This window comes from Azospirillum argentinense, assembly GCF_000632475.1.
GTDB lineage: Bacteria > Pseudomonadota > Alphaproteobacteria > Azospirillales > Azospirillaceae > Azospirillum > Azospirillum baldaniorum.
Window position 1 is genome coordinate 597752 of the sequence record NZ_CP007794.1, and the last position, 24443, is coordinate 622194.

Genomic DNA, 24443 nt, shown 5'->3' on the forward strand with positions numbered 1-24443 from the left:
ATGGCTGTAGGATGGACATTAACCTGCAAAGCCTCTCCTGCGATAATGGGCCGCATTGCCTTATGGCGGGATGGTGCGCTCCGGCCGGACCGGGCAGCCCTACCGGGAGTTCGATGTGACGAAACGCATAGCGCTGTTTGCGCTCCTGCTGGCCGCGCTGATGGGCGGCGGTTACTGGTACACGCACCGGGCGGGCGGGGCCGACGCGCAGACGGCGAAGGCCGCCGCCCCGGCCGGACCACGCGCCCTCCCGGTGGTCATCCGCACGGTCGAGCAGCGCCCGGTGCCGGAGCGGCTGGGCACCATCGGCTCGGTCCAGCCGGTGGCCGCCATCGCCATCAAGGCGCGCGTCGATTCGGTCGTCGAGACGGTCCATTTCACCGAGGGACAGGAGGTGAAGGCCGGCGACCTGCTGTTCACCCTCGACTCCCGCGCGCTGGAGGCGCAGCTCCGTCAGGCCCAGGCCAATCTGGAGCGCGACCGCGCCAACCTCGACAAGGCGCGCGGCGACGTGAAGCGGTACGAGCAGCTCGTCCGCTCCAACACCGTGGCCCGTCAGCAGTACGACGCGGCGGTGGCCGCCGCCGACGCGCTGGAGGCCACGGTGAAGGCCGGGCAGGCGGCCATCGAGGCGGCCAAGGTCTCGCTCAGCTTCACCCGCATCACCGCCCCCATGGACGGGCGCACCGGTGCGGTGAACGCCAAGCCCGGCACCATGGTCCGCGCGGCGGACGCCACGCCGCTGGTCACGCTGACCCAGCTCCGCCCGATCACCGTCGCCTTCAACGTGCCGGAACGCCATCTCCCGACCATCCGCGCGGCGATGGAGACGAGCAAGCTGGCGGTCACCGCCGGCATTCCCGGCGCTGCCGTGCCGCCCGCCGAGGGCGTGCTGAATTTCGTGGACAGCCAAGTCGACCAGCAGACCGGCACGATCCTGGTCAAGGGCCAGTTCGAAAACGCCGACACGCGGCTGTGGCCCGGCCAGTTCGTCGATGTCGTTCTGACCCTGCGGGTCGAGCCACAGGCCCTGACGCTGCCGGAGGAGGCGGTGCAGACCGGCCAGCAGGGCCGCTTCGTCTATGTGGTCAAGCCCGACGACACGGTCGAGATCCGCAACGTCACCGTGGCGCGCAGCCAGGAGGGCATCGCCGTCATCGCCGACGGGGTCCAGGCCGGTGAGCGCGTGGTGGTCGACGGCCAGTCCCGCCTGTATCCCGGCGCCAAGGTCGCCGCCGCCAAGAACGGCGGCAAGGATGGCGCCAACGGCAAGGCTCCGCTCACCGGAGGCGCGTCATGACCCTCTCGGAACTGTGCATCCGCCGTCCGGTGATGACCATCCTGCTGACGGCGGCGCTGGTTCTGGGAGGACTCGCCGCCTACCGGCAACTGCCCGTCGCGGCGCTGCCGCGGGTGGATTTCCCGGTCATCAACGTTTCCGCCACGCTGCCCGGCGCCAGCCCGGAAACCATGGCGGCCTCGGTTGCCAGCCCGCTGGAGCGCGAATTCTCGACCATCGCCGGCATTGACACGATCACCTCGACGTCGAGCCTCGGCAACACCTCGATCACCATCCAGTTCGTCCTGGAGCGCGACATCGACGCCGCCGCCCAGGACGTGCAAGCGGCCATTGCCCGCACCCAGCGCCGTCTGCCGGCGGAGATGACCACCGCGCCCAGCTACCGCAAGGTGAACCCGGCCGACCAGCCGGTGCTGATGCTGGCGCTCTCGTCGCCGACGCTGACCCTGTCGGCGCTGAACGACTTTGCGGAGACCGCGGTCCAGCCCAAGGTCGCCACCCTGCCGGGCGTCGCCCAGGTGCAGATTTACGGCGCGCAGAAATACGCCGTGCGCGTCCAGGTCGACCCCAACGCGCTGGCCGTGCGCGGCATCGGTATCGACGAGCTTCAGCGGTCGCTGGCCGCCGCCAACGCCAACACCCCGGTCGGCACGCTGTCCGGCGCCAAGCAGCAGCTCGTGCTGGCCGCCAACCCGCAGCTTCCCGACGCCGAGGCCTTCCGCGGCCTGATCGTCGCCTACCGCAACGGCGCCCCGGTCCGGCTGGGCGACGTGGCGAACGTGCTGGACAGCGTCGAGAACGCCCGCACGGCGAGCTGGCACAACGGCACCCGCGCCATCGTCATGGCCGTGCAGCGCCAGCCCGACGCCAACACGGTGGATGTGGTGGACCGGGTGCGCAACCTGCTGCCCAGCTTCCGCGCGCAGCTTCCGCCCAGCGCCAAGGTGGAGGTGGTGAACGACCGCTCCACCTCGATCCGCGAAGCGGTGGAGGACGTGCAGTTCACGCTGGGCCTGACCATCGCGCTGGTCGTGCTGGTCATCTTCCTGTTCCTGCGCCGCCTGACGGCGACGATGATTCCGGCGCTGACCGTTCCGATTTCGCTGATCGCGACAGCGGGCGGGATGCATCTGATGGGCTTCTCCATCGACAACATTTCGCTGATGGCGCTGACGCTGGCGGTCGGCCTCGTCGTCGACGACGCCATCGTGATGATGGAGAACATCGTCCGCTACGTCGAAGAGGGGATGCAGCCCTTCGAGGCGGCGCTCAAGGGCTCGCGGGAGATCGGCTTCACCATCATCTCCATCACCGTGTCGCTGGTGGCCGTCTTCATTCCGATCCTGCTGATGGGCGGGGTGGTCGGGCGCGTCTTCCACGAGTTCGCGCTGGTGGTGACCATGGCGATCAGCGCCTCGGCCTTCGTGGCGCTGACGCTGACTCCGATGATGTGCGCCCGCATGCTCACCCACGAACCGCAAGGCGCCAAGGAGGGCTGGTTCGGCCGCGTCCTGGAGGGCGGGTTCAGCGCGCTGCACCGCGGCTACGCCGTGACGCTGCGGATGGCGCTGAGGCACCGCCCGGTGATGGGCCTCGTCATGATCGCGACGGTGGTCGGCTCCGCCCTGCTGTTCCAGGCGATCCCCAAGGGCTTCTTCCCGACCGAGGACATCGGTCAGATCACCGTCTCGACGGAAGCCGCGCCCGACATCTCCTTCCCGGCCATGGCCGAGCGGCAACAGGAGGTGGCGCGGATCATCAAGGCCCATCCGGCGGTGGCGGACATGACCTCGTCGGTCGCCATCGGCGGCAACTCGGTCAACACCGGCCGCATGTTCGTCGTGCTGAAGCCGCGCGCCGAGCGTCCGCCGGCGGGCGAGGTGATCCAGCAGCTCCGCCGCCAGCTCGCCGGCATTCCCGGCATGGCGGTCTACATGCAGCCGGTGCAGAATCTGCGCATCGGCGGACGTTCCTCCAAGAACGAGTTCCAGTACACGATCCAGGGCCTGAACACGGAGGAGCTGTACGCCTGGTCCGCAAGGCTGGAGCGGGCGATGCACGACATTCCGATCCTGCAGGACGTGACCAGCGACCTCCAGCTCAACAGCCCGCAGGCCTATGTGCATGTGGATCGGGAGAAGGCGGCGACGCTGGGGATCGGTGTCGATCAGGTGCGCTCCACTCTCTACAGCGCCTTCGGCCAGCGGCAGGTCTCGACGATCTACACGCCGACCAACGACTATCAGGTTCTGATCGAGCTTGCGCCGAAGTATCAGCAGGACGACAACGCGCTGTCGCGAATCTATGTGCGGTCGGGCTCCGGCAAGCTGGTTCCTCTGGACGCCTTCGCCAGCGTGCAGCGCACTGCCGGGCCGCTGACGGTCAACCATCAGGGCCAGCTTCCCGCCGTCACCCTGTCCTTCAACGTGGCGCCCGGCCATTCGCTGGGCGAGGCGGTGAACGCCGTCCGGCAGGCGGAGCTGGAGATGGCCCTGCCGCCGGGCATCACCACCGGCTTCGCCGGCACCGCCCAGGTGTTCGAGGATGCGCAGAAGAGCCAGGGGCTGCTGCTGCTGGCCGCGGTGCTGGTGATCTACATCGTGCTCGGCGTGCTGTACGAGAGCTTCATCCACCCGCTGACCATCCTGTCCGGCCTGCCGTCCGCGGCCATCGGGGCGCTGGCGACGCTGATGGTGTTCGGGCAGGAGCTGAGCGTCATCGCGATCATCGGCATCCTGATGCTGATCGGCATCGTGAAGAAGAACGCGATCATGATGATCGACTTCGCCATCGACGCGCAGCGCAACCAGGGCATGACCGCGCGCGAGGCGATCGAGCAGGCCTGCTTGCTGCGCTTCCGCCCGATCATGATGACGACGATGGCGGCGATCATGGGAACCTTGCCCATCGCCGTCGCCCATGGCGCCGCCGCGGAACTGCGCCAGCCGCTCGGCCTCGCGGTGGTCGGCGGCCTGTGCGTGTCGCAGATTCTGACGCTCTACATCACGCCGGTGCTGTTCCTCTACATGGAGGACGCCGGCAACGCCGTCTCCCGGCTGTGGAAGCGCCGTCACGGTGCCGCCCCGGAGGCGCCGCACCCGGTGCCGGGCGCGGAGTAAGAGCTTCACATGGTTGTTTTCCCTCTCCCCTCCGGGGAGAGGGTTAGGGTGAGGGGGTTGCGCGTGGCAATGCGTTCGGCAAAAGCGCAACCCCCTCACCGGCCCTTTGGGCCACCCTCTCCCCAGAGGGGAGAGGGTTAAACAGCGCCGGCCAGCCGCGTCACCAGTTCGCGGCTGTGGCTGGGCAGCGCGTCCAGGCGGCGGACGCAGACGACCAGCGACCGGACCGCCCAGGGGTCGGTCAGGCGCACCGCGCGGATTTTCGTGAAGCGGCGGCAGCGCTTCGCCGAGGCTTCCGGGACGATGCCGAGCCCCACCCCCTGCTCGACCATCCGGCAGATCCCGTCGAAGCCGCGCACCCGCACGCGCAGTTTCAGCGGGCGGCCGGCGCGGATGGCGTGTTCGTTGATGTGCTGCTGAAGGGCGTTGCGCGTCGCCAGCCCGACGAAATCCTCCTCCAGAACCTCGCGCAAGGCGACGCTGCGGCGGTTGGCCAGCGGGTGGCCGTGCGGCGTGACCAGCACCATGCGGTCGGTGCGGAAGGGAAAGACCTCCAGCCCCGACAGGTCGGCGTGATCGGACACCACCCCGGCGTCGGCCAGCCCCTCCGCCACCGCCCGCACGATCTCATGGCTGGGCCTTTCCTCCAGGTCGATGTCTATGTTGGGGTGGGCGGCGAGGAAAGGCGCCAGGGCCTCGGGCAGGAATTCCGCCAGGGCGGCGGTGTTGGACAGCAGCCGCACATGGCCCTTCAGCCCCTTGGCGTAATCGCCCAGCTCGCCGCGCATCCGCTCCACCTGCTGGAGGAGGAGGCGGGCGTGATGAACCAGCGCCTCGCCCGCCGGGGTCGGGCGGACGCCGCGCCGCCCGCGCTCCAGCAGCGGCACGCCGAGCGTCTCCTCCATCCCGCGGATTCGCGCGCTTGCCGAGGCGAGGGCGAGGTGCGTGCGCTCCGCGCCGTGGGTGATGCTCTCCGCTTCCGCCACGTTCAGGAACAGCCGCAGGTCGGTAAGGTCGAAGCGCATGGGCGGGTCTCCAGCGGGGCGGCAGCCTTCGTCTGAACCGAAGGCTGGCTGCGTGACATCCACATTGCCGGAAGCCACGGCCTTGCCTCAAGTGGCATCAAACCCTCTCCCGGGGCGGGAGAGGGGACCTGACATGAGGGTGCCGTGATGATCGACCTGCCTCTCCTCATCGTCGCCGCCATGGCCTTGACCTTCCTGCTGGCCGGGTTCGTCAAGGGCATGATCGGCCTGGGCCTGCCGACCGTCGCCATGGGTCTGCTCGGCCTCGTCATGCCGCCCGCCGAGGCGGCGGTGATCCTGATCGTGCCTTCGCTGGTGACGAATCTCTGGCAACTGGCCTTCGGCCCCGGCCTCGGCGCCACCATCGAGCGATTCTGGCCGATGATGCTGGGGATCACGCTGGGCACCTGGGCCGGGGCGGGGCTGCTGGCCGGCGCCTCGTCGGGGCAGGCCGCAGCGGCTCTGGGCGGGGCGTTGGCGCTCTACGCGGTGGCCGGGCTGGTGAAGCTGCCGCTGCGGGTGCCGCCGCCGGCGGAATCCTGGCTGTCGCCGCTGGTCGGCGTGGCCACCGGCGTGGTGACGGCGGCCACCGGGGTTTTCGTCATCCCCGCCGTGCCCTACCTCCAGGCGCTGGAGCTGGAGCGCGACCGGCTGATCCAGGCGCTCGGCCTGTCCTTCACGGTGTCGACACTGGCTTTGGCCGCCGGGCTGGCGCAGCATGGGCTGTTCGACGGCACGCTGGCCTGGGGCTCACTGGCCTCGCTGCTGCCGGCCCTGGCCGGGATGGCGCTCGGCCAGAGCCTCCGCCGGCGAGTGCGGGCGGAGGTGTTCCGGCGCTGCTTCTTCCTCGGCCTGCTGGCGCTCGGGCTGTTCCTGATGCTGGAGCATCTGGGGTGACCTACTCCGCAGCCGTGCCCTGTGCAGCCGTGCCGTGCGCCACCGCGTCCGGGTCCTTGTGGGCGAACCAGCGCTTGAAGCGCCGGGACAGCGCGTCGAGGTAGGTGAGGATCACCGGAACCACCAGCAGGGTGAGCAGGGTGGAGCTGATGAGGCCTCCGATCACCGCGTGGGCCATGGGTGCGCGCTGCTGCGCGCCTTCGCCGATGCCGAGCGCCAGCGGGATCATGCCGAAGATCATCGCCATGGTGGTCATGACGATGGGGCGCAGCCGGATGATGCCGGCCTCCACCACCGCGTCGCGCAGCTCCACCCCGCGGGCGCGGGCCTGGTTGGCGAAGTCGACCAGCAGGATCGCGTTCTTGGTCACCAGACCCATCAGCATGATGAAGCCGATGGCGCTGAAGATGTTCAGCGTGGAGCCGGCGACCAGAAGCCCCAGGAACACCCCGACCAGCGACAGCGGCAGCGACATCATGATGGCGATGGGCTGGAGGAAGCTGCCGAACTGCGAGGCCAGGATCAGGTAGATCAGGATCACCGCCAGCAGCAGCGCCTGGGTGGCGTAGGCCGACGTCTCGGCGATGTCCTTGGTCGAGCCGCCGAAGACGATGCGGTAGCCGGGCGGCAGCTTGATCTCCGCGATGGCCGCCTGAAGCTCCTTGCCGGCGTCGCCGGCCGGGCGGCCCTGGACGTTGGCCTGGACGTTCACCTCGCGCGACAGGTCGCGGCGGTTGATCTGCGAGGCGCCGAGCGTCGTCTCGACCCGGCTGACCTGCGACAGCGGCACCATGCGCGGCGCCCCCTCGGCGTCGTTGGAGCCGGTCAGGTAGATGCGGTCGAGGTCGGCGCGGCCCACCCGGTCGCTTTCCGGCAGGCGGACCAGCACGTCGTAGGTCTCGCCGTCCGGCGCCTTCCAGGTGGACACCTTGTCGCCGGCGAAGAGGGGACGCAGCGTGTTCGCCACCTGCGCCGTACCGACGCCGAGGTCGCTCGCCAGATCGCGCTCCAGCCGCACCGACAGGGTTGGCTTGGCGGCCTTCAGGCTGACGTCCACGTCCACGAAGCCGCGGATGCCGGCCATGGCGGCAGTCACCTGCTTGCCGATGCGGTCCAGCTCCGCGATGTCGCGGCCCTGGACGGACACCTGGATCTGCTTCTGCACGCCGCCGACGCCGGGAATGCCGATGCCGATCTGGACGCCGGGGATCGCCGACAGCCGCTCGCGCAGCGGTGGGGCCAGCGTGTTGGGCGTGCGCGTACGCTGGTCGATCGGCTTCAGCCGGACATAGACGCTGCCCCGGTTCTTGCCGACCGACGCGCCCGTGTTGACCGTGGAATAGGTGTAGGCGACCTCCGGGAACTCGCGGATCGCCGCCTCCACCTGCCGCAGCTTGGCCGCCGTGTAGTCGAGGGATGAGCCGACCGGCGTTTCCACATCGACGATGGATTCCCCGAGGTCGGCGGCGGGCACGAACTCCACGCCGATGCGCGGCACCAGGAAGAAGCTGCCGATGAAAATCCCCAAGGCCATCAGCAGGACCAGCCAGCGCCAGCGCAGCGCCCAGCGGAGCGTCCGGCCGTAGACCCGTGCCAGCGCGTCGAAGGCGGCCTGGAAGCCCGCCGCGAAGCGCCCGAAGACGCCGCGCCCGTGCCGCCCGTGGGCCGCCGGGTCGTACCACAGGCTGGACAGCATGGGGTCCAGCGTGAAGGACACGAACAGGGAGATCAGCACCGCCGCCGACACGGTGATGCCGAACTGCAGGAAGAAGCGCCCGATGATGCCGCCCATGAAGGCCACGGGCAGGAACACCGCCACGATGGTCAGCGTGGTCGCCAGGACCGCCAGACCGATCTCCTTGGTGCCGTCCAGCGCCGCCTGCCGGTGCCCCTGGCCCTTGCCGAGGTGGCGCATGATGTTCTCGCGCACCACGATGGCGTCGTCGATCAGGATGCCGATGGCCAGCGACAGCGCCATCAGCGTCATCGTGTTCAGGGTGAAACCGAAGGCCGCCAACACGCCGAAGGTGCCCATCACCGCCACAGGCAGGGTCAGCGCGGTGATCACCGTGCTGCGCCAGGACCCCAGGAAGATCATCACGATGGCGATGGTCAGCACGCCACCCTCGACCAGCGTGCGCTGGACGTTGCTCAGCGAGTTGGTGATCCCGCGCGAGGTGTCGCGCACCACCTCCAGGGCGACGTCGGAGGGCAGGGAGCCGTCGCGGCGCAGCCCGTCCAGCGCCTTGTAGAGGCCGCGCGCCACCTCCACCGTGTTGGAACCCTGGATCTTCACCACGTCGACGGCCAGTGCCGGCTGCCCGTTGAACAGGGCGACGGAGTCCTGCTCCTCCTGGCCGTCCAGCACCTCGGCGACCTGGCGCAGCCGCACCGGCTCGCCGCCGCGGCGCGCGACGATGATGTCGAGAAGCTCCCGCGGGTTGATGACGCGGCCATCGACCTGGACGACGCGCTCCGCCCCGTTGCCGGAGACGGTGCCGGCGGGAATGTCCTGGTTCTCGTCGCGGATCGCCTTGAGAACCTGATCGACGCCGACGCCCAGCGCCTCCAGCCGTTCGGGGCGCAGCCGCACCTGGACCTGCCGCTTGACCCCGCCCGCGATGGTCGCCCGTCCGACGCCGCGCACGTTCTGCAGGCGCTTCAGGACGATCTGGTCGGTCATGGTGGTCAGGGCGCGCAGGGACCGGATGTCCGACTTGACCGCGAGGGACAGGATGGGCTGGTCGTCCGGGTTGAAGCGGGTGATCTGCGGGTCCTTCACCTCGTCCCGGAACTTAGGGCGCAGGGCCGACACCTTCTCGCGCACGTCCTGCAACGCCTGGGACGAGGCGGTCTTCAGGTCGAATTCGGCGATCACCACCGACTGGCTCTCGTAGGAGCGGGAGGTCAGCGTCTTGATGCCGGCGATGGTGTTGACCGCGTCCTCGACGGGACGGGTGACGTCGGTCTCGACCGATTCCGGGCTGGCGCCGGGGTACTCGGTGGAGATGACGACCAGCGGGAAATCCACGTCGGGAAACTGGTCGACGCCCAGCCGGTTGTAGGAGAACAGGCCCAGCACCATCAGCGCCACCATCATCATGGTGGCGAAGACGGGGTTGTCGACGCTGATGCGGGTGATCGGCATGGCGCGGCGCGTTCCCTTACGAACCCATGACCTTGACGGCCCGCCCGGCGGTCAGGCCGGGCAGGGGGGCAGTCACCGCCAGCTCGCCGTCGGCAAGCCCACGCACCTCAACGAGATCGCCGCGCGCCCAGGCGCCCAACACCTCGACCTTGCGGCGTTCCACCCGTCCGCCGGAGACGACCAGCACGAAGGTACCGTCCTGGTCGTGGCGGACGGCGGCCGGGGGAAGGGCGAAGGCGCCCTCCACCTCGTCGACCACCGCGTCGCCCGCGGCGAACATGCCGCCGCGCAGGGCCCCGTCAGCGTTGTCGAGGACGATGTAGACCGGGATGGCGCGGGTGCCGGCGCGGGCCATCGGGTTGATGCGGGCGATCTGGCCGATGAAGTCCCGTTCGCCGAAGCCCTCCACGCGCAGCCGCACGGTCTGGCCGGGCTTCAGCCGGGCCACGTCGTCGGCGGGCACCGCCGCCTCGACCTCGACGCGGCTGAGATCGACGACGGAGAACATCTTGGCGTTGACCGCCAGCGTCTCGCCGGGGTTGACCGCCCGCTCGGCCACCGTTCCGTCGATCGGGCTCGCCACCACCGCGTCGCGCAGCGCCTTGCGGGCGAGGTCCACCTGGGCCTCCAGCGCCGCGACGGTGGCCTGCTGGAAGCGGAAGGTGCTCTGCGCCTGATCCATGTTGGTTTCCGAGACGATGTCCTTCTGGCGCAGAGCCAGATTCTTGGCGCGGGTCTTGTCCGCCAGGACGAGCTGCGCCTTGGCGCCTTCCAGATTGCTCAGCTTCTCGTCCAGCTTGGCCTGAAGCTCCACCGTGTCGAAGCGGGCCAGCACCTCGCCCTTCCGGACGGCCTGCCCCTCGCGCACCGGCACCTCGACCAGCCGGGCGGCGACCTCCGACTTCACCATGGACTGCTCCATCGGCTTCACGGAACCGCTGAGCCGCACCAGTTCGGTCAGGCGGCGCGGGGCCATGCGGGTCAGCTCGACGGGCGACAACTCCACCGCCCGCTCCGCCGGGGGCAGGCCGGCCACCGCCGGGGAGACCGCGTCGTGGCTGCTGGTGGCCTTCCAGGCGACGCCGCCCGCGGCCACAGCCCCGACGATCAGCAGGGGCAGCAGCAGGCGGCGCCGCGGCTTGGCGGCGGAACCATCGGAACGGGCGGCGTCGATCATGGGATGCGGTCCTTGGGTTCGGCCCTCAGCCCGTTGAGGACGAGGTCGAGATAGGCGTCAAGGTAGGATTCGGCGGAGGCCACGGCGGGGTCCGGCTCGAAGGGGCGCAGCGAGTGGTTCCACAGCGAGAGCATGCTGAGCGGGGCGGCGATGACGCGGGCCATCTGCTCGACGTCGACGGGCCGGAACTCCCCGCGCTCGATGCCGCGCCGCAGGATGCGCGCAAGGAAGCGCCGCCCGCGAAGAACAACCTCCTCCATGTAGAAGCGGGCGAGGTCGGGGAAGTTCTGCGCCTCGGCGATGACCAGCTTCGACAGCCCGGCGTTGGGGCTCTGCTCCATCTCCCAGAAGCCACGGGCGAGGCCGCGCAGGAACTCCTCGCTGCTGCCGGTGAAGCTGTCCAGCAAGTCCTCGCCCATCTGGAACTGCGGCAGGATGGACTGCCGGACGACCGCTTTGAACAGCCCTTCCTTGTTCTCGAAATAGAGGTAGGGCAGCCCGACGCTGACGCCGGCCCGACGGGCGACATGCTCCAGCTTGGTTGCGGCAAATCCGCGCGAGATGAACAGGTCGCGCGCCGCCTCGATCACCTCGGCGGGGCGGGCCTCCTTGCGGCGGGACCGGCGGGAAGGGGGAAGGGGAGAGCTGTCGGGCATCGGTTCGAAGCTATAAATGAACGTTCATTCAATATGGAATGGCAGCTGGAAAGTCAAGCGGTTGAGAGGGCTGCAGGGATCGGACCGCAAGTTTAGGGCGTGACAGGAATGGGTCTCTCGCCTGCATTCGCAAAGACGCCAACAGTGCCAAATGGGGCAGAAAAACGGCCAATACGGATGAACAGCATTTGCCTGAAAACCATTCCAATGGGCTATGAAAAAGGGAAAGGCCGTAGAATCAGGACATTACACCCGCCTTGTTGCTTGACAGCCGGCACCATTACATCGCAAAGAGAGGGTAACGCTTTCGATCTTTGTGCAACCAGCACGGACCCCTCCTCGTGGCTTATCGCGACTTCACCGCGGCCCGCGCCGCCGGTGCCGCCCTGATTCTCGCCCTCGGCTTGGCGGGTTGCGCCTCGAACGCTCCGGAAACGGCGGAGCTTGTCGTCAAGGCCCCGGAGGTGGCCGAAGTCCCGATTGATCCGAAGGACCCGCTCGGCCGCTGGGTCCCCCACATCCGCGAGGCGTCGGAACGGTTCGACGTGCCGGAGAAGTGGATCAGGGCCGTGATGATGCGCGAGAGCGGCGGGCGCTCCGTCGTGAACGGCCGCACCATCACCAGCCATGCCGGCGCCATCGGGCTGATGCAGGTGATGCCCGGCACCTACGACATGATGCGCACGCAATACGGGCTGGGGTCCGATCCGTCCGATCCCCGCGACAACATCCTGGCCGGCACCGCCTATCTGCGGGAGATGTACGACCTGTTCGGCGCGCCGGGCTTCCTCGCCGCCTACAATTGCGGCCCGGCCTGCTACGCCTCGCATTTGGCGGGCAAGCAGCGGTTGCCGCGCGAAACCCGGATGTACATAGCGGCCTTGACGCCGAATCTCCGCGGCGTGGCGCCCCGCGAACCGTCGCAGGCGGCGGGCGCCAGCGCGATCGAAGTCGCCATCGTTCCGGCGAGCGCCCCGACGTCTCAGCCCGTGGCGGTGGCCGCCAAGCCGGCCGTCAAGCCGGCGGCTCCGGAACCGGTCGCCGTTGCTGCGGTGGTCCCGGAACCGGTGGCGCCGGTGCCGCAGACCCCGGCCGCCCCGGCACCGGTCGCCGTGGCCGCTCTGGAGCCCCGCCCGGCTCCGCTCGTGGTGGAGCCCATGGGTCGCGGCGAGGCCCGCCCGCCCGCGGAATTCGTCGCCGCCACCGACCGGGACGCGCCGGCCGCCGGCCGCTCCGGACGGACGCCGTCGCGGACGGTGGAAACCCTGGTCGCCGAGGCGATGCTGCCGCCCCACGCGGTCGGCAAGGGGGAACGGGTGGTCATCCGCTTCGTGTCCCAGCGCAGCGGCGGCTGCGGCAGTCTGGAGGGCCGGGACCGCGTCTGCGTCGCCCTGGCCGGTGGGGAAGGCGCCGGCCTGTAACGGCCTCGCCCGCTCCCGTTTCACAGCATCGGCAACAACCAGAGGCGGCGCCCACCGGACGGTCGGGCGCCGTCTTCGGTTTTCCACAATAGCCTCACACCCACATCCCCGAGCATATAGGTACTCAAACGATAAAGCCCCGGAGGAGCCGCCCTGCGCAGCCCATCCGGAAGAACGAAGAGTTCGGAGGAACGCTGCGGATGAGGTGTGGAGATGGTATCCGGTGCAGGTGAACGGGCAAAACGCTCGACCTTTCAAGTCGTTGTGGTGGATTGCCTGATTGCGGGCGTCGTGGTGGCCGCCCTGGCGGTGTTCGGCGGCATGACCGCCATGGAAGCGACGCGCATCGCCGACGGCAACGCCGAGCTGGCGCAGCGGGTGGCCGAAAACCAGAGGATCGCGCTGGAGGCCGAGCGGCTCGCCAAGCTGGGCGAGGCGGTGATCGTCAGCGGCGACGAGGCGACGCGCGGCGACGCGCTGACCAGCCTGGACGCTCACGCCGCCCGGATGTCGGCCAACGCCGCGCCGGAGATCGCGCAGACCGTCGCCAAGGCGGTCGCGGCGAGCCGGGAGGCCGCGGCCATCGGTGCCAAGGTCGAGGCGCTGGACAAGAAGTTCGGTTTCAACATCAGCCGCGCGGAAAGCCTGTCGGGCGACATCGCCCGTGGCCTGTCGGCTGCGATGCGCGCGACGACGCAACCGACGGATGAGCAGGCGCTCGCCACGCTCTTCTCGACGATCCGCGACGCCAAGTTCCTGCTGACCCGCCTGCCGTCCCAGCTCTACCCGCCGGCCGTCGGCAACGACCTGCGCCAGTTCCGCGAGCACATGGCAAAGGCCATGGAACTGCGCCGGCATCTGCCGTCCGCCGACGAGTTCGAGAGCGTCGCCGACGACATCGCGTCCTTCGCCGCACTCGACGAGGCCTTCGCGCAGCGCACCGAAACGCTGCGCCTGACCACCGACGCCCACGCCCACAACCAGGAGGTCCGGACGCTGGTCGATGGGCTGGTGCAGGGGATGAACGCCGCCTCGGATGCAGTGACCGCGCGCAGCCAGGAGGGAGCGGCGGCGCTGACCGCGGTGCTCGACCGGCTAACGCTGATCGCGCTGGGGGCCTTCGTGCTGATCGGGCTGATCGGCGGCCTGAACATGCTGCTGGGCTACCGCTTCATCATGCAGCCGGTGCGCGACGCCAGCCGGGCGCTCCAGGCGCTGACCCGTGGGGAGGGCGCGGTGCCCCTGCGCCCCTCGCCGCTGCGCGAGATCGCCGACATCCACGGCGCGGTCGAGGCCTTCCGCGAGGCCCTGGACGCCCGCCAGCGGGCGGAGGAGACCCGGCGCGACCAGGAACGGCGCGCCGAGGAGGAGCGCCGCGCCCTGATGACGGAACTGGCGGACGGGCTGGAGCGCACCGTGCAGGCGGTGGCCGGCTCGCTGTCCGTGGCGGCGTCGGAGGTCACCGGCTCCGCCCGCGCGGTGGCCGGCATGGCATCGGACACCGCGCAGCGCACCCGCGCCGCCGCGGATGCCGCTGGCACGGCGACCAGCAACGTCGGCGCCGTGGCCTCGGCCAGCGAGCAGCTCTCCGCCTCCATCGACGGGATCGGGCGGCAGATCGCCCAGTCACGCAGCGTGGCGGAGGACGCCGTCGCCGAATCCCAGCGTGCCGACGGCCTGACCAAGGGCCTGTCGGATTCCGCCCAGAAGATCGGCGAGGTGGTCGCCATCATCACCGCCATCGCCCAGCAGACCAACCTGCTGGCGCTCAACGCCAGCATCGAGGCGGCGCGGGCCGGCGACGCCGGCAAGGGCTTCGCCGTCGTCGCCACCGAGGTGAAGGCGCTCGCCTCTCAGACCGCCTCCTCGACGGAGGAGATCGCCACGCTGGTCCACGGCATTCAGCAATCGACCATGGGGGTGGTGGACGCCATCGCCCGCATCGGCTCCACCATTGGCGTGATCGGCGAGAGCGTGTCCGGCATCGCCGCGGCGGTCGAGCAGCAGCGCCAGGCCACCTCGGAAATCACCCACAACGTGCGCATCGTGGAGTGCATGAACACCGACGTGTCTTCCAACATCGGTGACGTCAGCCGCGTGGCGGTGGACACCGGACGCTCCGCCGACGCCATGATGGGGGCGGCCGACCGCCTGTCGGAGCTGGCCGGCACGCTGAACGGCGCGGTGGACGATTTCCTGCGGCAGGTGCGGGCGTAACCGCCTGTTCCCTGTTTTGTCCGGGCCCTGTTTTGTCCGTGTGCGCGGGGCGGGCGGCGTGCTAACAGGCGGAACGAGACCACGCCTGCCCCTCCGGACCCATGGAACTTCCCCCCTCGCTCCGCCACGCGGTGGACCGCGCGCTCGACGGCATCGCCCTGTCCGACCTGAAGCGCGCGGCGGACCGCCTCTCCCAACGCTACCGGGCGGAGGTGCGGGACGGGCGTTTCCACCTGTCGGACGATCTGGCGGCGCGGGCCTATCTCGCCACCCGCCTGCCGGCCACCTTCGCTGCCGTCCGCTCCAGCATGGAGGCGGTGGCCGAGGCGCTTCCCGACTTCGCGCCGGTCACCGCCCTGGACGTGGGGGCCGGGCCGGGAACCGCGCTGTGGGCGGCGTCCGACTGCTGGGCCAGCCTGGACGACGCGCTGCTGATCGAGGGCAGCCCGGCCATCCGCGCGGTCGGCGAGACGCTGTCGCAGGCGGCGGCGCCCGCGCGGATCGCATGGCGGGCCGGCGACGCCACGGGTGACCTGCCCGGTCTGGAGCCGCGCGATCTGGTGACCCTGGCCTATGTGCTGGACGAATTGGCGGAGCCGGCGCGCGACCGGCTGGTCGATCGGCTGTGGTCGCTCACCGCCGGGACGCTGCTGATCGTCGAGCCCGGCACGCCTGCCGGCTGGGCGCGCATCGTCCGGGCGCGGGAGCGGCTGGTCGCGGCGGGTGCCCATCCGCTGGCGCCCTGCGTGCACAGCGCTGCCTGCCCATTGGCGGCACCGGACTGGTGCCATTTCTCCCGCCGGGTCGCCCGGTCCCGCCTGCACCGCATGGCCAAGGGGGCGGAGGTGCCGTGGGAGGACGAGAAGTTCGTCTACATCGCCGCCTCCCGCCAGCCCGGTGCGCCCCCGGACGCCCGTATCATCGCGCCGCCCTGGAACGCCGGAAACGGACGTATCGGTTTCAAGCTCTGCGGCCGGGACGGCACCCGGACCGAACGGATTCTCGGCAAGCGCGACGGCGGCGCCTTTAAGGCCGCGCGCCGGCTGGACTGGGGCGACGGCCTGTCCACCCCGGACCCGTCGGAGGTCTAGGCCCTACGCGGCGCGCCGCCGCCGGCTCTCGCTGGCGCGGGATCGGCGTTCACGCTCCAGCCGGCCGCGCAGGAAGGCCAGCACGGCGGCCTCCTCGGCCTCCAACTCGGGAAGCTCCTCACGCAGCTCGGTCTCGACCTCGCGGGTCAGGGAGTCCAGCAGGTTGCCCTCCAGATAAGCGTCCAGAATCTCGGGATGGACGTAGCTCTTGCGGCAGACGCTGGCGGTGTTGCCGAGGCGGGCGGCCACCTGCTCGATGGCGTGGGTGACGTTGCGCTTGGCCTTGGCCGCGCTGTCGAATGTCTCGAACTCGCGCAGCGCCATGGCGGCCAGGACGGTGCCGGCCCAGGTGCGGAAGTCCTTGGCGGTGAAGTCCTGGCCCGTGACGGCGCGCAGATACTCGTTCACGTCGCCGGAACTCACCGCGTGGCGCTGCCCGTCGCGGTCGACATACTGGAACAGCTCGTCCCCGGGCACATCGCGGCAGGCACTGACGACGCGGGCGAGGCGGCGGTCCTTCAGCGCGACGTTCCATTCCTTCCCGGACTTGCCCTTGAAGGTGAAGCGGATTTCCGATCCCTCGATGTCGGCGTGGTCGTCGCGCAGGGTGGTCAGTCCGTAGCTGCTGTTCTCGCGCGCGTAGCTTTCGTTGCCGACGCGGATCAGCGTGGTCTCCAGCAGCCGCACCACGGCGGCCAGCACCTTTTCCCGCGGCAGGCCACGGCGGGCGAGGTCGCCGTCCACCTGACGGCGGATGGCGGGCAGGGCGCGGCAGAAGTCGAGCATGCGCCCGAATTTAGTGCCCTCGCGCATCTCGGTCCAGCGCGGGTGGTAGCGGTATTGCTTGCGCCCGCGCGTGTCGCGGCCCGTGGCCTGGAGGTGGCCGTCCGGGTCCGGGCAGATCCAGACGCCGCGGTAGGCCGGGGGGATCGCCAGCTTGCGGATGCGCTCCAGCGTGTCCTCCTCGGTCACGCGCGTGCCGTCGGGCCAGCGGTAGGAGAAGCCCTTGCCGGCGCGGCGTCGCCGGATGCCCGGCTCGTCGTCGCAGACATAGCTCAGCCCGGCGCAGGCCGCGGCCTCTTCCGCGTCGGTGCGGGGATCGGTGACCGTCACTCCGTCCATGCTGGAATCCCCATCGGTTGCCAGCCCATCGGCTGCCAGCGGGAAACATCGGCGCCGCGTTTTGGTTGCATGGTTGCGGCGCGCGCGCCGTTCGGCGACCATGGCCCCGGCCAAGAGGCCCGCCGGCACCGAAGGGAAGAGGACGATGGAAGAGACCAAGCTGACCGCCGCCCTGCCGAACCTGGACATCCAGATCCTGCACCGGGACGACCCGGAGCGCGGGGCCGAGACGATCGCCATCCAGATCACCGCCACGCCCTCCTTCGACGCGCTGCGCGGGATGATGGGGCCGGCGCTGCTGGCCTCGGCCAACCCGCTGCTCAATCCGGCCCTCGCCAACGCCAACCCGATGCTGGCCCTGTGGACGGCGCCGATGCGGATGTGGAGCGACGCCGTGCGGCAGGCCTGGGCGCCCTGGCTGCGCCTGACGCCATCGCCGGACGCTCGGAAGCCGTGACCAAAACCGGCTCGGTAACCGATCGTTAGGGCTATGGGGGGACCCTTTCCACGAGTCTCTTGTGGAGGGTCCTTATGTCCCAGGCGTCTTCGTGGCTGCGCGGTGCCGCGCTGTACCAGATCTATCCCCTTAGCTTCCTCGACCGGAACGGCGACGGCTGGGGCGATCTGGACGGCGTGCTGGACGGCCTCGGCCATGTGGCGTCGCTCGGCGTGCAGGGGGTGTGGATCAGCCCCTTCTACCCGTCGCCGCAGAAGGACTTCGGCTACGACATCACCGACCATCGGGCGGTCGACCCGCGCATGGGCCGGCTGGAGACGGTGGACCGCATCATCGAGGCGGCGCACGGCTACGGGCTGAAGGTGATTCTGGATCTGGTCTGCGGCCACACCTCGGACGCGCACCCATGGTTCAGCGATAGCCGCCGGTCGCGCGGCGGGGAATTCGCGGACTGGTACGTCTGGGCCGACCCGCGCCCCGACGGAACGCCGCCCAACAACTGGCTGTCGGTGTTCGGCGGACCCGCCTGGACCTGGGAGCCGCGGCGGCGCCAGTATTACCTGCACCATTTCCTGTCCAGCCAGCCCGCCCTGAACCTGCACGACGAGGCGGTGCTCCAGGCGCTCGGTGACACCGCGGCCTTCTGGCTGGAGCGCGGGGTGGACGGCTTCCGCATCGACGCGGTGGACTTCTTCGCCCACGACCCGCAACTCCGCTCCAACCCCGCGGCGGCCTGGAACGGGGCGGAGCCGCCGGCCAAGCTGTTCTCCCTGCAACAGCATCTCTACGACATGATGCACCCGGCCATTCACACCGTGCTGGCCCGGCTGCGCGCCGTGGTCGACCGCTATCCCGACCGGGTGCTGCTGGGCGAGCTTTCGAGCCAGCCGGGCGCGGCACGGCGCATCGCCGCTTATTGCGGGCCGCAGGGACTGCACGCCGCCTACACCCTGTCGCTGGCCAAGCAGCCCTTCACCGCACAGAACCTCGCCGGGGCGCTGACCGGCACGCCGCAGCCGGAGGCGATCTGCTGGAGCTTCTCCAACCACGACGTCGAGCGCGCCGCCAGCCGTTGGCTGCCGCCCGGCGCCGATCCGGAGCGCTTCAACGCCCTGCTCGCCACCCTGTTCGCTGTGCTGCCCGGCACCGTCTGCCTCTATCAGGGGGAGGAGCTGGCACTGCCCAACGCGCTGCTGGCGCCGGAGGATCTGCGCGACCCCTTCGGCATCGCCTATTGGCCCGACTTTCAGGGGCGCGACGGCAGCCGCACGCCGATGCCCTGGCGGTCCGGCGCCGCCAACGCCGGTTTTTCCAGCGCGGTCGAGACGTGGTTGCCGGTGGCGGACTCCCACCATGCCCTGGCGGTGGACGCGCAAGAGCGGCGCCCTGGAAGCCCGCTGGACGTCTGGCGGAACGCCCTGCGCCTGCGCCGCCATCATCCGGCGCTGCGCCAAGGCGACGTGACGGCGGTGGAGGAGGCCGGCAGCGTCCTGGCCTTCGAACGGGCAGCGGAGGGCGAGGAGCTGCTGGCCGTCTTCAACCTGTCCGATCGGCCGGCGGAATATGCGCTGAAGCGCAAGCCGCCGATGGCGGCGCTCGACCTGCCGCGACCGCCGGGCGCGCCGGTTCCCGAGGTCACCGCCGACGGGCGGACGCTGGTCCTGCCGCCGCTCTCCGCCTTCCTGGGTCGGCGCAGTTGAGACGTGTGCATAATCCGTAGGACCAGGGTAGACCTGTCATGCGCATTTGTGCGATGAATCGGAACGAAAACGCTGCTTTGTTGCAGTTGTGAAAATTCCCTCGCAACAAGTGGTCCAATGGGCTGCTTGAAACGAAAAGGGAAGGCGGAGTCCACGGGAGAAGAATCGTGAAAAGACGTGCGTTTCTGAAGTCGGCGGGTGCGGGCGCTGCGGCCGCGGGTGCGGGGCTGGCGGTGGCCGGCGTGGCCGCGCCGGCCATTGCGCAGTCGCAGCCGGAAATCCAGTGGCGCCTGGCGTCGAGCTTCCCGAAGAGCACCGACATCCTGTTCGGCGCGTCGGAGCTGATCGCCCGCCGCGTCGCCGAGAGCACGGACGGCAAGTTCCAGATCCGCGCCTTCCCGGGTGGTGAACTGGTGCCCGGCCTCCAGGTGCTTGACGCCGTGCAGAACGGTTCGGTCCAGTGCGGCCACACCTGCGGCTATTATTATGTCGGCAAGGACCCGACCTTCGCCTTCGACACGGCCATTCCGTTCGGCCCGAACGCGCGTCAGACCACCGCCTGGTTCCAGGCCGGCGGTCTCGACCTGATGCGCGCCTTCATGAAGAACCACAACGTCATCCAGTTCCCGGCGGGCAACACCGGCGCCCAGATGGGCGGCTGGTACCGCAAGGAAATCAAGACCGCTGCGGACTTCCAGGGCCTGAAGATCCGCATCGCCGGCATCACCGGCCAGATCATGTCGAAGATGGGCGCCACCCCGACCCAGATCGCCGGCGCGGACGTCTATCCGGCGCTGGAGAAGGGCACCATCGACGCGACCGAGTTCGTCGGCCCCTACGACGACGAGCGTCTGGGCTTCCATCAGGTCGCCAAGTACTACTACTACCCGGGTTGGTGGGAAGGCGGGCCGAACGTTTCGCTCTACGTCAACCTGCAGGAGTGGGAGAAGCTCCCCAAGGCCTACCAGTCGATCCTGACGGCCGCCTGCGCCGAGGCGAACACCTACATGATCGCCCGCTACGATTCGGAGAACGCCAAGGCTCTGAAGCGTCTGGTCGCCAAGGGCACCATCCTGCGCGCCTACCCGCGCGACCTGATGGAGCAGGCGCACAAGATCGCCTTCGAGTATTACGACGAGCTGGCGAGTACCAACCCGAACTTCAAGACGATCTACGAGAGCTGGAAGCCGTTCCTGGACGAGACCCAGCTGTGGTTCCGCGTCGCCGAGCTGCCCTACGACAGCTTCGCGGCGACGGCCGGCACCAAGAAGTAAAAGCCTCCGCTTAAAAAAGACCCCCATCCGCATCGCGGGTGGGGGTCTTTTCTTTTGGGATCAGCCTACGTCCGTCTGCGGCATCAGGGCCATCTGGCGCTTGGCGCCGGGCTGGGCCAGCATGCGGGCGTGCCACGCCTGGACGTTGGGGTAGGTGGCGATGTCGATGTTCGACTCCTCCACGAGGTCGATCCACGGGAAGGCGAAAATGTCGGCGATGCTGAGCCGCTCGCCCTCGATGAAGGTCCGCCCCGCCAGATGGCGGTCGAACTGGGCGAGCCCGCCGGCCGCCGCCGCGTCGATCCAGGGCAGGGCGTTGGCATCGCCATTGAACTTGCGCACCGCGCGGGCGCGCTGGACCGGCAGCAACACATCGGCCAGCCAGGACAGCCACTCCGCCAGCCGGATCCGCTCCGCCTCGTCCCGTCCGCCGAACTGGCCGGTCTTTTCCGCCAGATAGGTGAGGATGACGCCCGATTCGGAAATGCTGAGGTCGCCGTGGACCAGGGTCGGCACCCGGCCGAAGCGGTTGATGGCGAGATAGTCCGCGGACTTCTGCTGGCCGCCGCGCAGGTCGACATGACGGTAGGCGTAGGGCACGCCGGCCATCGACAGGAACAGGACGACGCGGGTGGCGGGCTGCGAGTTGAAATTGCCGTAGACGGTGAATTCGGCGGACACGGTCGAAGAACCCTCCATGCTGATCGCGCTTGGCCGCGCGGATTGCCGAAAACCATGACCGCAAGCCCGCCGGGACACCAGAGCAAATCAAGGGGCGCGATGCCGCGGGGTGGGGAAGGGGGTTTTGCACCGCCTCCTCCCTCCCACATGTTATCAGAGCGGAACCGGGGCCGAGCGCTCCGGAGCGAACGATGGGAGGATGGGGCATGCGCCGTATGGCCGCTGGACTGTTGATCGGGCTGATCGTCGCCGCCGTGGCCGGACCGGCGGGCGCGCAGGCACAGCAGGGCATGGCGCGGCACGGCATGGCGCTGTATGGCGAGCCGAAATACGGGCCGGACTTCCGGCATTTCGATTACGTCAACCCGGACGCCCCGAAGGGCGGCAAGGTGACCCTTCAGGCCATCGGCTCCTTCGACACGCTGAACCCCTTCACGCTGCGCGGCGTGCCCGCGGCGGGGGCGGCGCTGATCTACGACACGCTGATGACCGGCTCGGCGGACGAACCCTTCACCGAATACGGCCTGCTCGCCGAAAGCGTGGAGATGCCGGAGGACCGCTCCTCCATCACCTTCAACCTGCGCTCCGGCGCGCGATGGCACGACGGCAAGCCGGTCACCGCGGAGGACGTGGTGTTCTCCTTCACCATCCTGACGGAGAGCCATCCCTTCTACCGCAGCTATTACGGCGCTGTGGACAAGGTCGAGGCGGAGGGGGAGCGACGCGTCCGCTTCACCTTCAAGCCGGGCGACAACCGCGAGCTTCCGATGATCGTCGGCCAGTTGCCGGTGCTGCCGAAGCATTACTGGGAGGGCAAGGACTTCCAGTCGACCACGCTGGAGCCACCGCTGGGCAGCGGTCCCTACCGCATCGCGTCCTTCGATCCGGGCCGCGGCATCACCTACGAGCGGGTCGCCGACTACTGGGGCCGGGACCTGCCGGTGAATGTCGGGCGGAACAATTTCGGCAGCATGGCCTACGAGTATTACCGGGACGCCAGCGTCGCCCTGCAGGCCTTCCGTGGCGGGCTGTACGACTTCCGCCAAGAGAACGTCGCCAAGACCTGGGCCACCGGCTACGACTTCGACGCGGTGCGCGACGGCAAGGTGGTGAAGGAGGAAATCGCCAACGAGGTGCCGGCGGGCATGCAGGGCTTCGTCTTCAACACGCGCCGCCCGGTCTTCGCGAATCCCAAGGTGCGCCAAGCCATCGCCTATGCCTTCGACTTCGAGTGGACGAACCAGACCCTGTTCTACGGCGCCTACAAGCGGACGGAGAGCTATTTCGAGAACTCGCCGCTCCAGTCCAGGGACCTGCCGCAGGGCCGCGAACTGGCGATCCTGGAGCCGCTGCGCGGGAAAATCCCCGCCGAGGTGTTCGAGAAGACCTACCACCCGCCCAGCACGGAGGGCCAGAACGGGCTGCGCCGCAACCTCTTGGAGGCCAAGCGGCTGCTCGACGAGGCGGGGACCGACGTTCGCAACGGGGTGCGGGTCGACGTCGCGACCGGCAAGCCGCTGGACTTCGAAATCCTTCTGGACAGTCCGACCTTCGAGCGGGTGACGCTGCCCTTCATCGAGAATCTGAAGCGGCTCGGCATCCGCGCCAGCATCCGCACGGTGGACACCACCCAGTACGAGAACCGCACGCGCGACTTTGATTTCGACATGGTGGTCCATGTCTGGCCGCAGTCCCTGTCGCCGGGGAACGAGCAGACCGGCTATTGGGGATCGGCCTTCGCCGACCGTCCGGGAAGCCAGAACATGGCCGGTGTGCGAAGCGAGGCGGTCGATCATCTGATTGGCGAAATCGTCCGCGCCAACAGCCAGGAGGATCTGAAGGCCGCGGTGTCGGCCCTGGACCGGGTTCTGCTGTGGAACCATTACGTGGTGCCCCACTGGTACTCCGGCGTCTACCGCGTGGCCTATTGGAGCCGCTTGAAGCGCCCCGACACCGTGCCGCCCTATTCGATCTCCTTCGACGCTTGGTGGCTGTCGGACGCCTCGTCCGCCGGCCCTGGCAAAGCGCCGTGACGAAGCGGGACGGCTGCCATGAGTGTTCAATCGCTGACCGCGACGCGGACCATCCTCGTCGTCGATGACAACGCCCTGATGCGCAAACTGCTGGTCCGATGTCTGGAAGAGGGTGGCCACCGCGTTGTGGAGACCGACGATCCGCGGGGCGTGCTCGACCTGATGCGCGCGTTGAAACCCGATCTTGTGATCATGGATGTGGTGATGCCCGGCCTGTCCGGTGTCGAACTGGTTCGGCTGATTCGCGCCGACCGCGCTTTGGCGCGCACGCTGGTGGTTGCGGTCACCAATCTGTCCACCCCTACGGACATGCTGCGCTTTTCCAGTGCCGGGTTCGACGGGCACGTGCCCAAGCCGATCCAGCCGAAGGACTTCCTGGCGACGATCACCCGCTATCTGGACGGCAAGGGGGAACGGATATAAGTCCCTTTCAGAACAGTATTTTAAGGCAATTTTGTCAGATATCACTTTAAGAATAAGAATGACCAATTTTTTAATCATTAGGTGAGGAAGTGGTCTCAATTATCTGAAAAGAAACGATTTTCTCAGCTCTCGTTGGGGCATCGTCCGGTGCCCGCTCCTCAGTGGCGGGCAGTCCGTGCTAAAGTCCGGTCCTCCTTGCCCGTGCCGCCATTCAGCCCATGAAGGTCATCGCCGTCGTTCCGCTGTTGCTTGCGCTGCTGGCCGTGCCCGCGGCGGCGGACCCGATGCGGGTCGAGCGGACCGATCCCGGCCATTTGCGCGCCTTGAATCGCTCATCGCTTCCCCCGGAAGTCATTCCGCCCCGCACCCGCTACGTGCGCAGCCAGGCGGTCTATAGCCTGCCAAAGGGGCTGGACGGCTTCACCCGCCACGACGCCGCCTTGTCGCGTCTGTGCCAGCGCGGTGCCTTCGGGCAGGAGACGGACGGCTTCTACTGGGCGCGGACGCCGGACAAGCGTTACGGCGTGGCCTTCTCCGGTGGGGCGAACCTGTCGGACCCGCAGAACAAGCGGAAGGCCGGGGAGGTGTATTTCTTCGACGGCCAGGACAGCCGCTGCAAGGTCTATGTCGGCGAACAGGCCAAGCTGATGCCGCATTACGTTGGCCCCTGAGAACGCTGGTCCCCGAGAGCGGACGGAAAAC

General features: G+C 69.0%; 18 protein-coding genes. 12 read left to right on the plus strand and 6 right to left on the minus strand.

Going from position 1 to position 24443, the window contains the following annotated elements; all coding sequences use genetic code 11:
* Window positions 1–115 precede the first annotated feature (115 nt).
* Window positions 116–1300: an efflux RND transporter periplasmic adaptor subunit gene (locus tag ABAZ39_RS16880; protein ID WP_247881706.1), complete on the plus strand. Its 1185-nt coding sequence runs from the start codon at window positions 116–118 to the stop codon at window positions 1298–1300.
* A complete protein-coding gene (locus tag ABAZ39_RS16885) occupies window positions 1297–4419 on the plus strand; it encodes an efflux RND transporter permease subunit (RefSeq protein ID WP_040134082.1) in 3123 nt (1040 codons plus the stop codon). The genes ABAZ39_RS16880 and ABAZ39_RS16885 overlap by 4 nt, the downstream gene beginning before the upstream one ends.
* 137 nt (window positions 4420–4556) lie before the next feature.
* Here ABAZ39_RS16885 and ABAZ39_RS16890 read toward each other — a convergent pair whose 3' ends face one another.
* Window positions 4557–5444, minus strand: coding sequence for a LysR family transcriptional regulator (locus tag ABAZ39_RS16890; protein ID WP_040134083.1), 888 nt, complete (start codon window positions 5442–5444; stop codon window positions 4557–4559).
* Between the two features lie 147 nt (window positions 5445–5591).
* Here ABAZ39_RS16890 and ABAZ39_RS16895 point away from each other — a divergent pair, with 147 nt between their 5' ends.
* A complete protein-coding gene (locus tag ABAZ39_RS16895; protein ID WP_040134084.1) occupies window positions 5592–6341 on the plus strand; it encodes a sulfite exporter TauE/SafE family protein in 750 nt (249 codons plus the stop codon).
* A gap of 1 nt (window position 6342) precedes the next feature.
* Here ABAZ39_RS16895 and ABAZ39_RS16900 read toward each other — a convergent pair whose 3' ends face one another.
* From ABAZ39_RS16900 to ABAZ39_RS16910, 3 genes are read right to left on the minus strand one after another with little or no spacing between them, the layout of a single operon-like run.
* The gene (locus ABAZ39_RS16900; protein ID WP_040134085.1) at window positions 6343–9489 is read right to left on the minus strand and encodes an efflux RND transporter permease subunit; all 3147 of its coding nucleotides are present in this window, start codon (window positions 9487–9489) and stop codon (window positions 6343–6345) included.
* Window positions 9490–9505: 16 nt separating this feature from the next.
* Entirely contained in the window at window positions 9506–10666 is a 1161-nt protein-coding gene (locus ABAZ39_RS16905) for an efflux RND transporter periplasmic adaptor subunit (protein WP_040134086.1), read from the minus strand.
* Window positions 10663–11322 carry a TetR/AcrR family transcriptional regulator gene (locus tag ABAZ39_RS16910; protein ID WP_040134087.1) on the minus strand — a complete coding sequence of 220 codons (660 nt, stop codon included), beginning with the start codon at window positions 11320–11322 and terminating at the stop codon, window positions 10663–10665. Before ABAZ39_RS16910 ends, ABAZ39_RS16905 begins: the two co-directional genes overlap by 4 nt.
* A 341-nt stretch (window positions 11323–11663) precedes the next feature.
* On the opposite strand from ABAZ39_RS16910, the gene ABAZ39_RS16915 reads away from it, so the two are divergent.
* From ABAZ39_RS16915 to ABAZ39_RS16925, 3 genes are all read left to right on the plus strand, one after another.
* Window positions 11664–12743, plus strand: coding sequence for a lytic transglycosylase domain-containing protein (locus ABAZ39_RS16915; protein WP_040134088.1), 1080 nt, complete (start codon window positions 11664–11666; stop codon window positions 12741–12743).
* Between the two features lie 267 nt (window positions 12744–13010).
* Window positions 13011–14960, plus strand: a complete 1950-nt coding sequence (locus ABAZ39_RS33110; RefSeq protein WP_247881707.1) for a methyl-accepting chemotaxis protein — start codon at window positions 13011–13013, stop codon at window positions 14958–14960.
* 101 nt (window positions 14961–15061) lie between these two features.
* Window positions 15062–16051, plus strand: coding sequence for a small ribosomal subunit Rsm22 family protein (locus ABAZ39_RS16925; protein ID WP_040134089.1), 990 nt, complete (start codon window positions 15062–15064; stop codon window positions 16049–16051).
* A 3-nt stretch (window positions 16052–16054) separates the two neighbouring features.
* Here ABAZ39_RS16925 and ABAZ39_RS16930 read toward each other — a convergent pair whose 3' ends face one another.
* Window positions 16055–17173: a DNA topoisomerase IB gene (locus ABAZ39_RS16930; RefSeq protein ID WP_040134090.1), complete on the minus strand. Its 1119-nt coding sequence runs from the start codon at window positions 17171–17173 to the stop codon at window positions 16055–16057.
* 145 nt (window positions 17174–17318) lie between these two features.
* Between ABAZ39_RS16930 and ABAZ39_RS16935 the strand changes: the two genes are divergently transcribed.
* The 3 genes from ABAZ39_RS16935 (at window position 17319) to ABAZ39_RS16945 (ending at window position 20604) form a co-directional block, all read left to right on the plus strand.
* On the plus strand, window positions 17319–17630 hold the full coding sequence (locus ABAZ39_RS16935; RefSeq protein WP_040134091.1) for a hypothetical protein: 312 nt from the start codon (window positions 17319–17321) through the stop codon (window positions 17628–17630).
* Window positions 17631–17704: 74 nt separating this feature from the next.
* Window positions 17705–19330 (plus strand): alpha-glucosidase family protein, encoded by a 1626-nt coding sequence (locus ABAZ39_RS16940; protein ID WP_051658203.1) that lies wholly within the window; start codon window positions 17705–17707, stop codon window positions 19328–19330.
* Between the two features lie 167 nt (window positions 19331–19497).
* Window positions 19498–20604, plus strand: coding sequence for a TRAP transporter substrate-binding protein (locus ABAZ39_RS16945; protein ID WP_040134093.1), 1107 nt, complete (start codon window positions 19498–19500; stop codon window positions 20602–20604).
* A gap of 60 nt (window positions 20605–20664) precedes the next feature.
* Here ABAZ39_RS16945 and ABAZ39_RS16950 read toward each other — a convergent pair whose 3' ends face one another.
* The gene (locus ABAZ39_RS16950) at window positions 20665–21285 is read right to left on the minus strand and encodes a glutathione S-transferase family protein (RefSeq protein WP_247881708.1); all 621 of its coding nucleotides are present in this window, start codon (window positions 21283–21285) and stop codon (window positions 20665–20667) included.
* 206 nt (window positions 21286–21491) lie between these two features.
* On the opposite strand from ABAZ39_RS16950, the gene ABAZ39_RS16955 reads away from it, so the two are divergent.
* The 3 genes from ABAZ39_RS16955 (at window position 21492) to ABAZ39_RS16965 (ending at window position 24412) form a co-directional block, all read left to right on the plus strand.
* Entirely contained in the window at window positions 21492–23318 is a 1827-nt protein-coding gene (locus ABAZ39_RS16955) for an extracellular solute-binding protein (protein WP_040134095.1), read from the plus strand.
* 18 nt (window positions 23319–23336) lie between these two features.
* Window positions 23337–23741, plus strand: coding sequence for a response regulator (locus ABAZ39_RS16960; protein ID WP_040134096.1), 405 nt, complete (start codon window positions 23337–23339; stop codon window positions 23739–23741).
* Window positions 23742–23959: 218 nt separating this feature from the next.
* Window positions 23960–24412 carry a DUF8265 family protein gene (locus ABAZ39_RS16965; protein WP_040134097.1) on the plus strand — a complete coding sequence of 151 codons (453 nt, stop codon included), beginning with the start codon at window positions 23960–23962 and terminating at the stop codon, window positions 24410–24412.
* Window positions 24413–24443 lie beyond the last annotated feature (31 nt).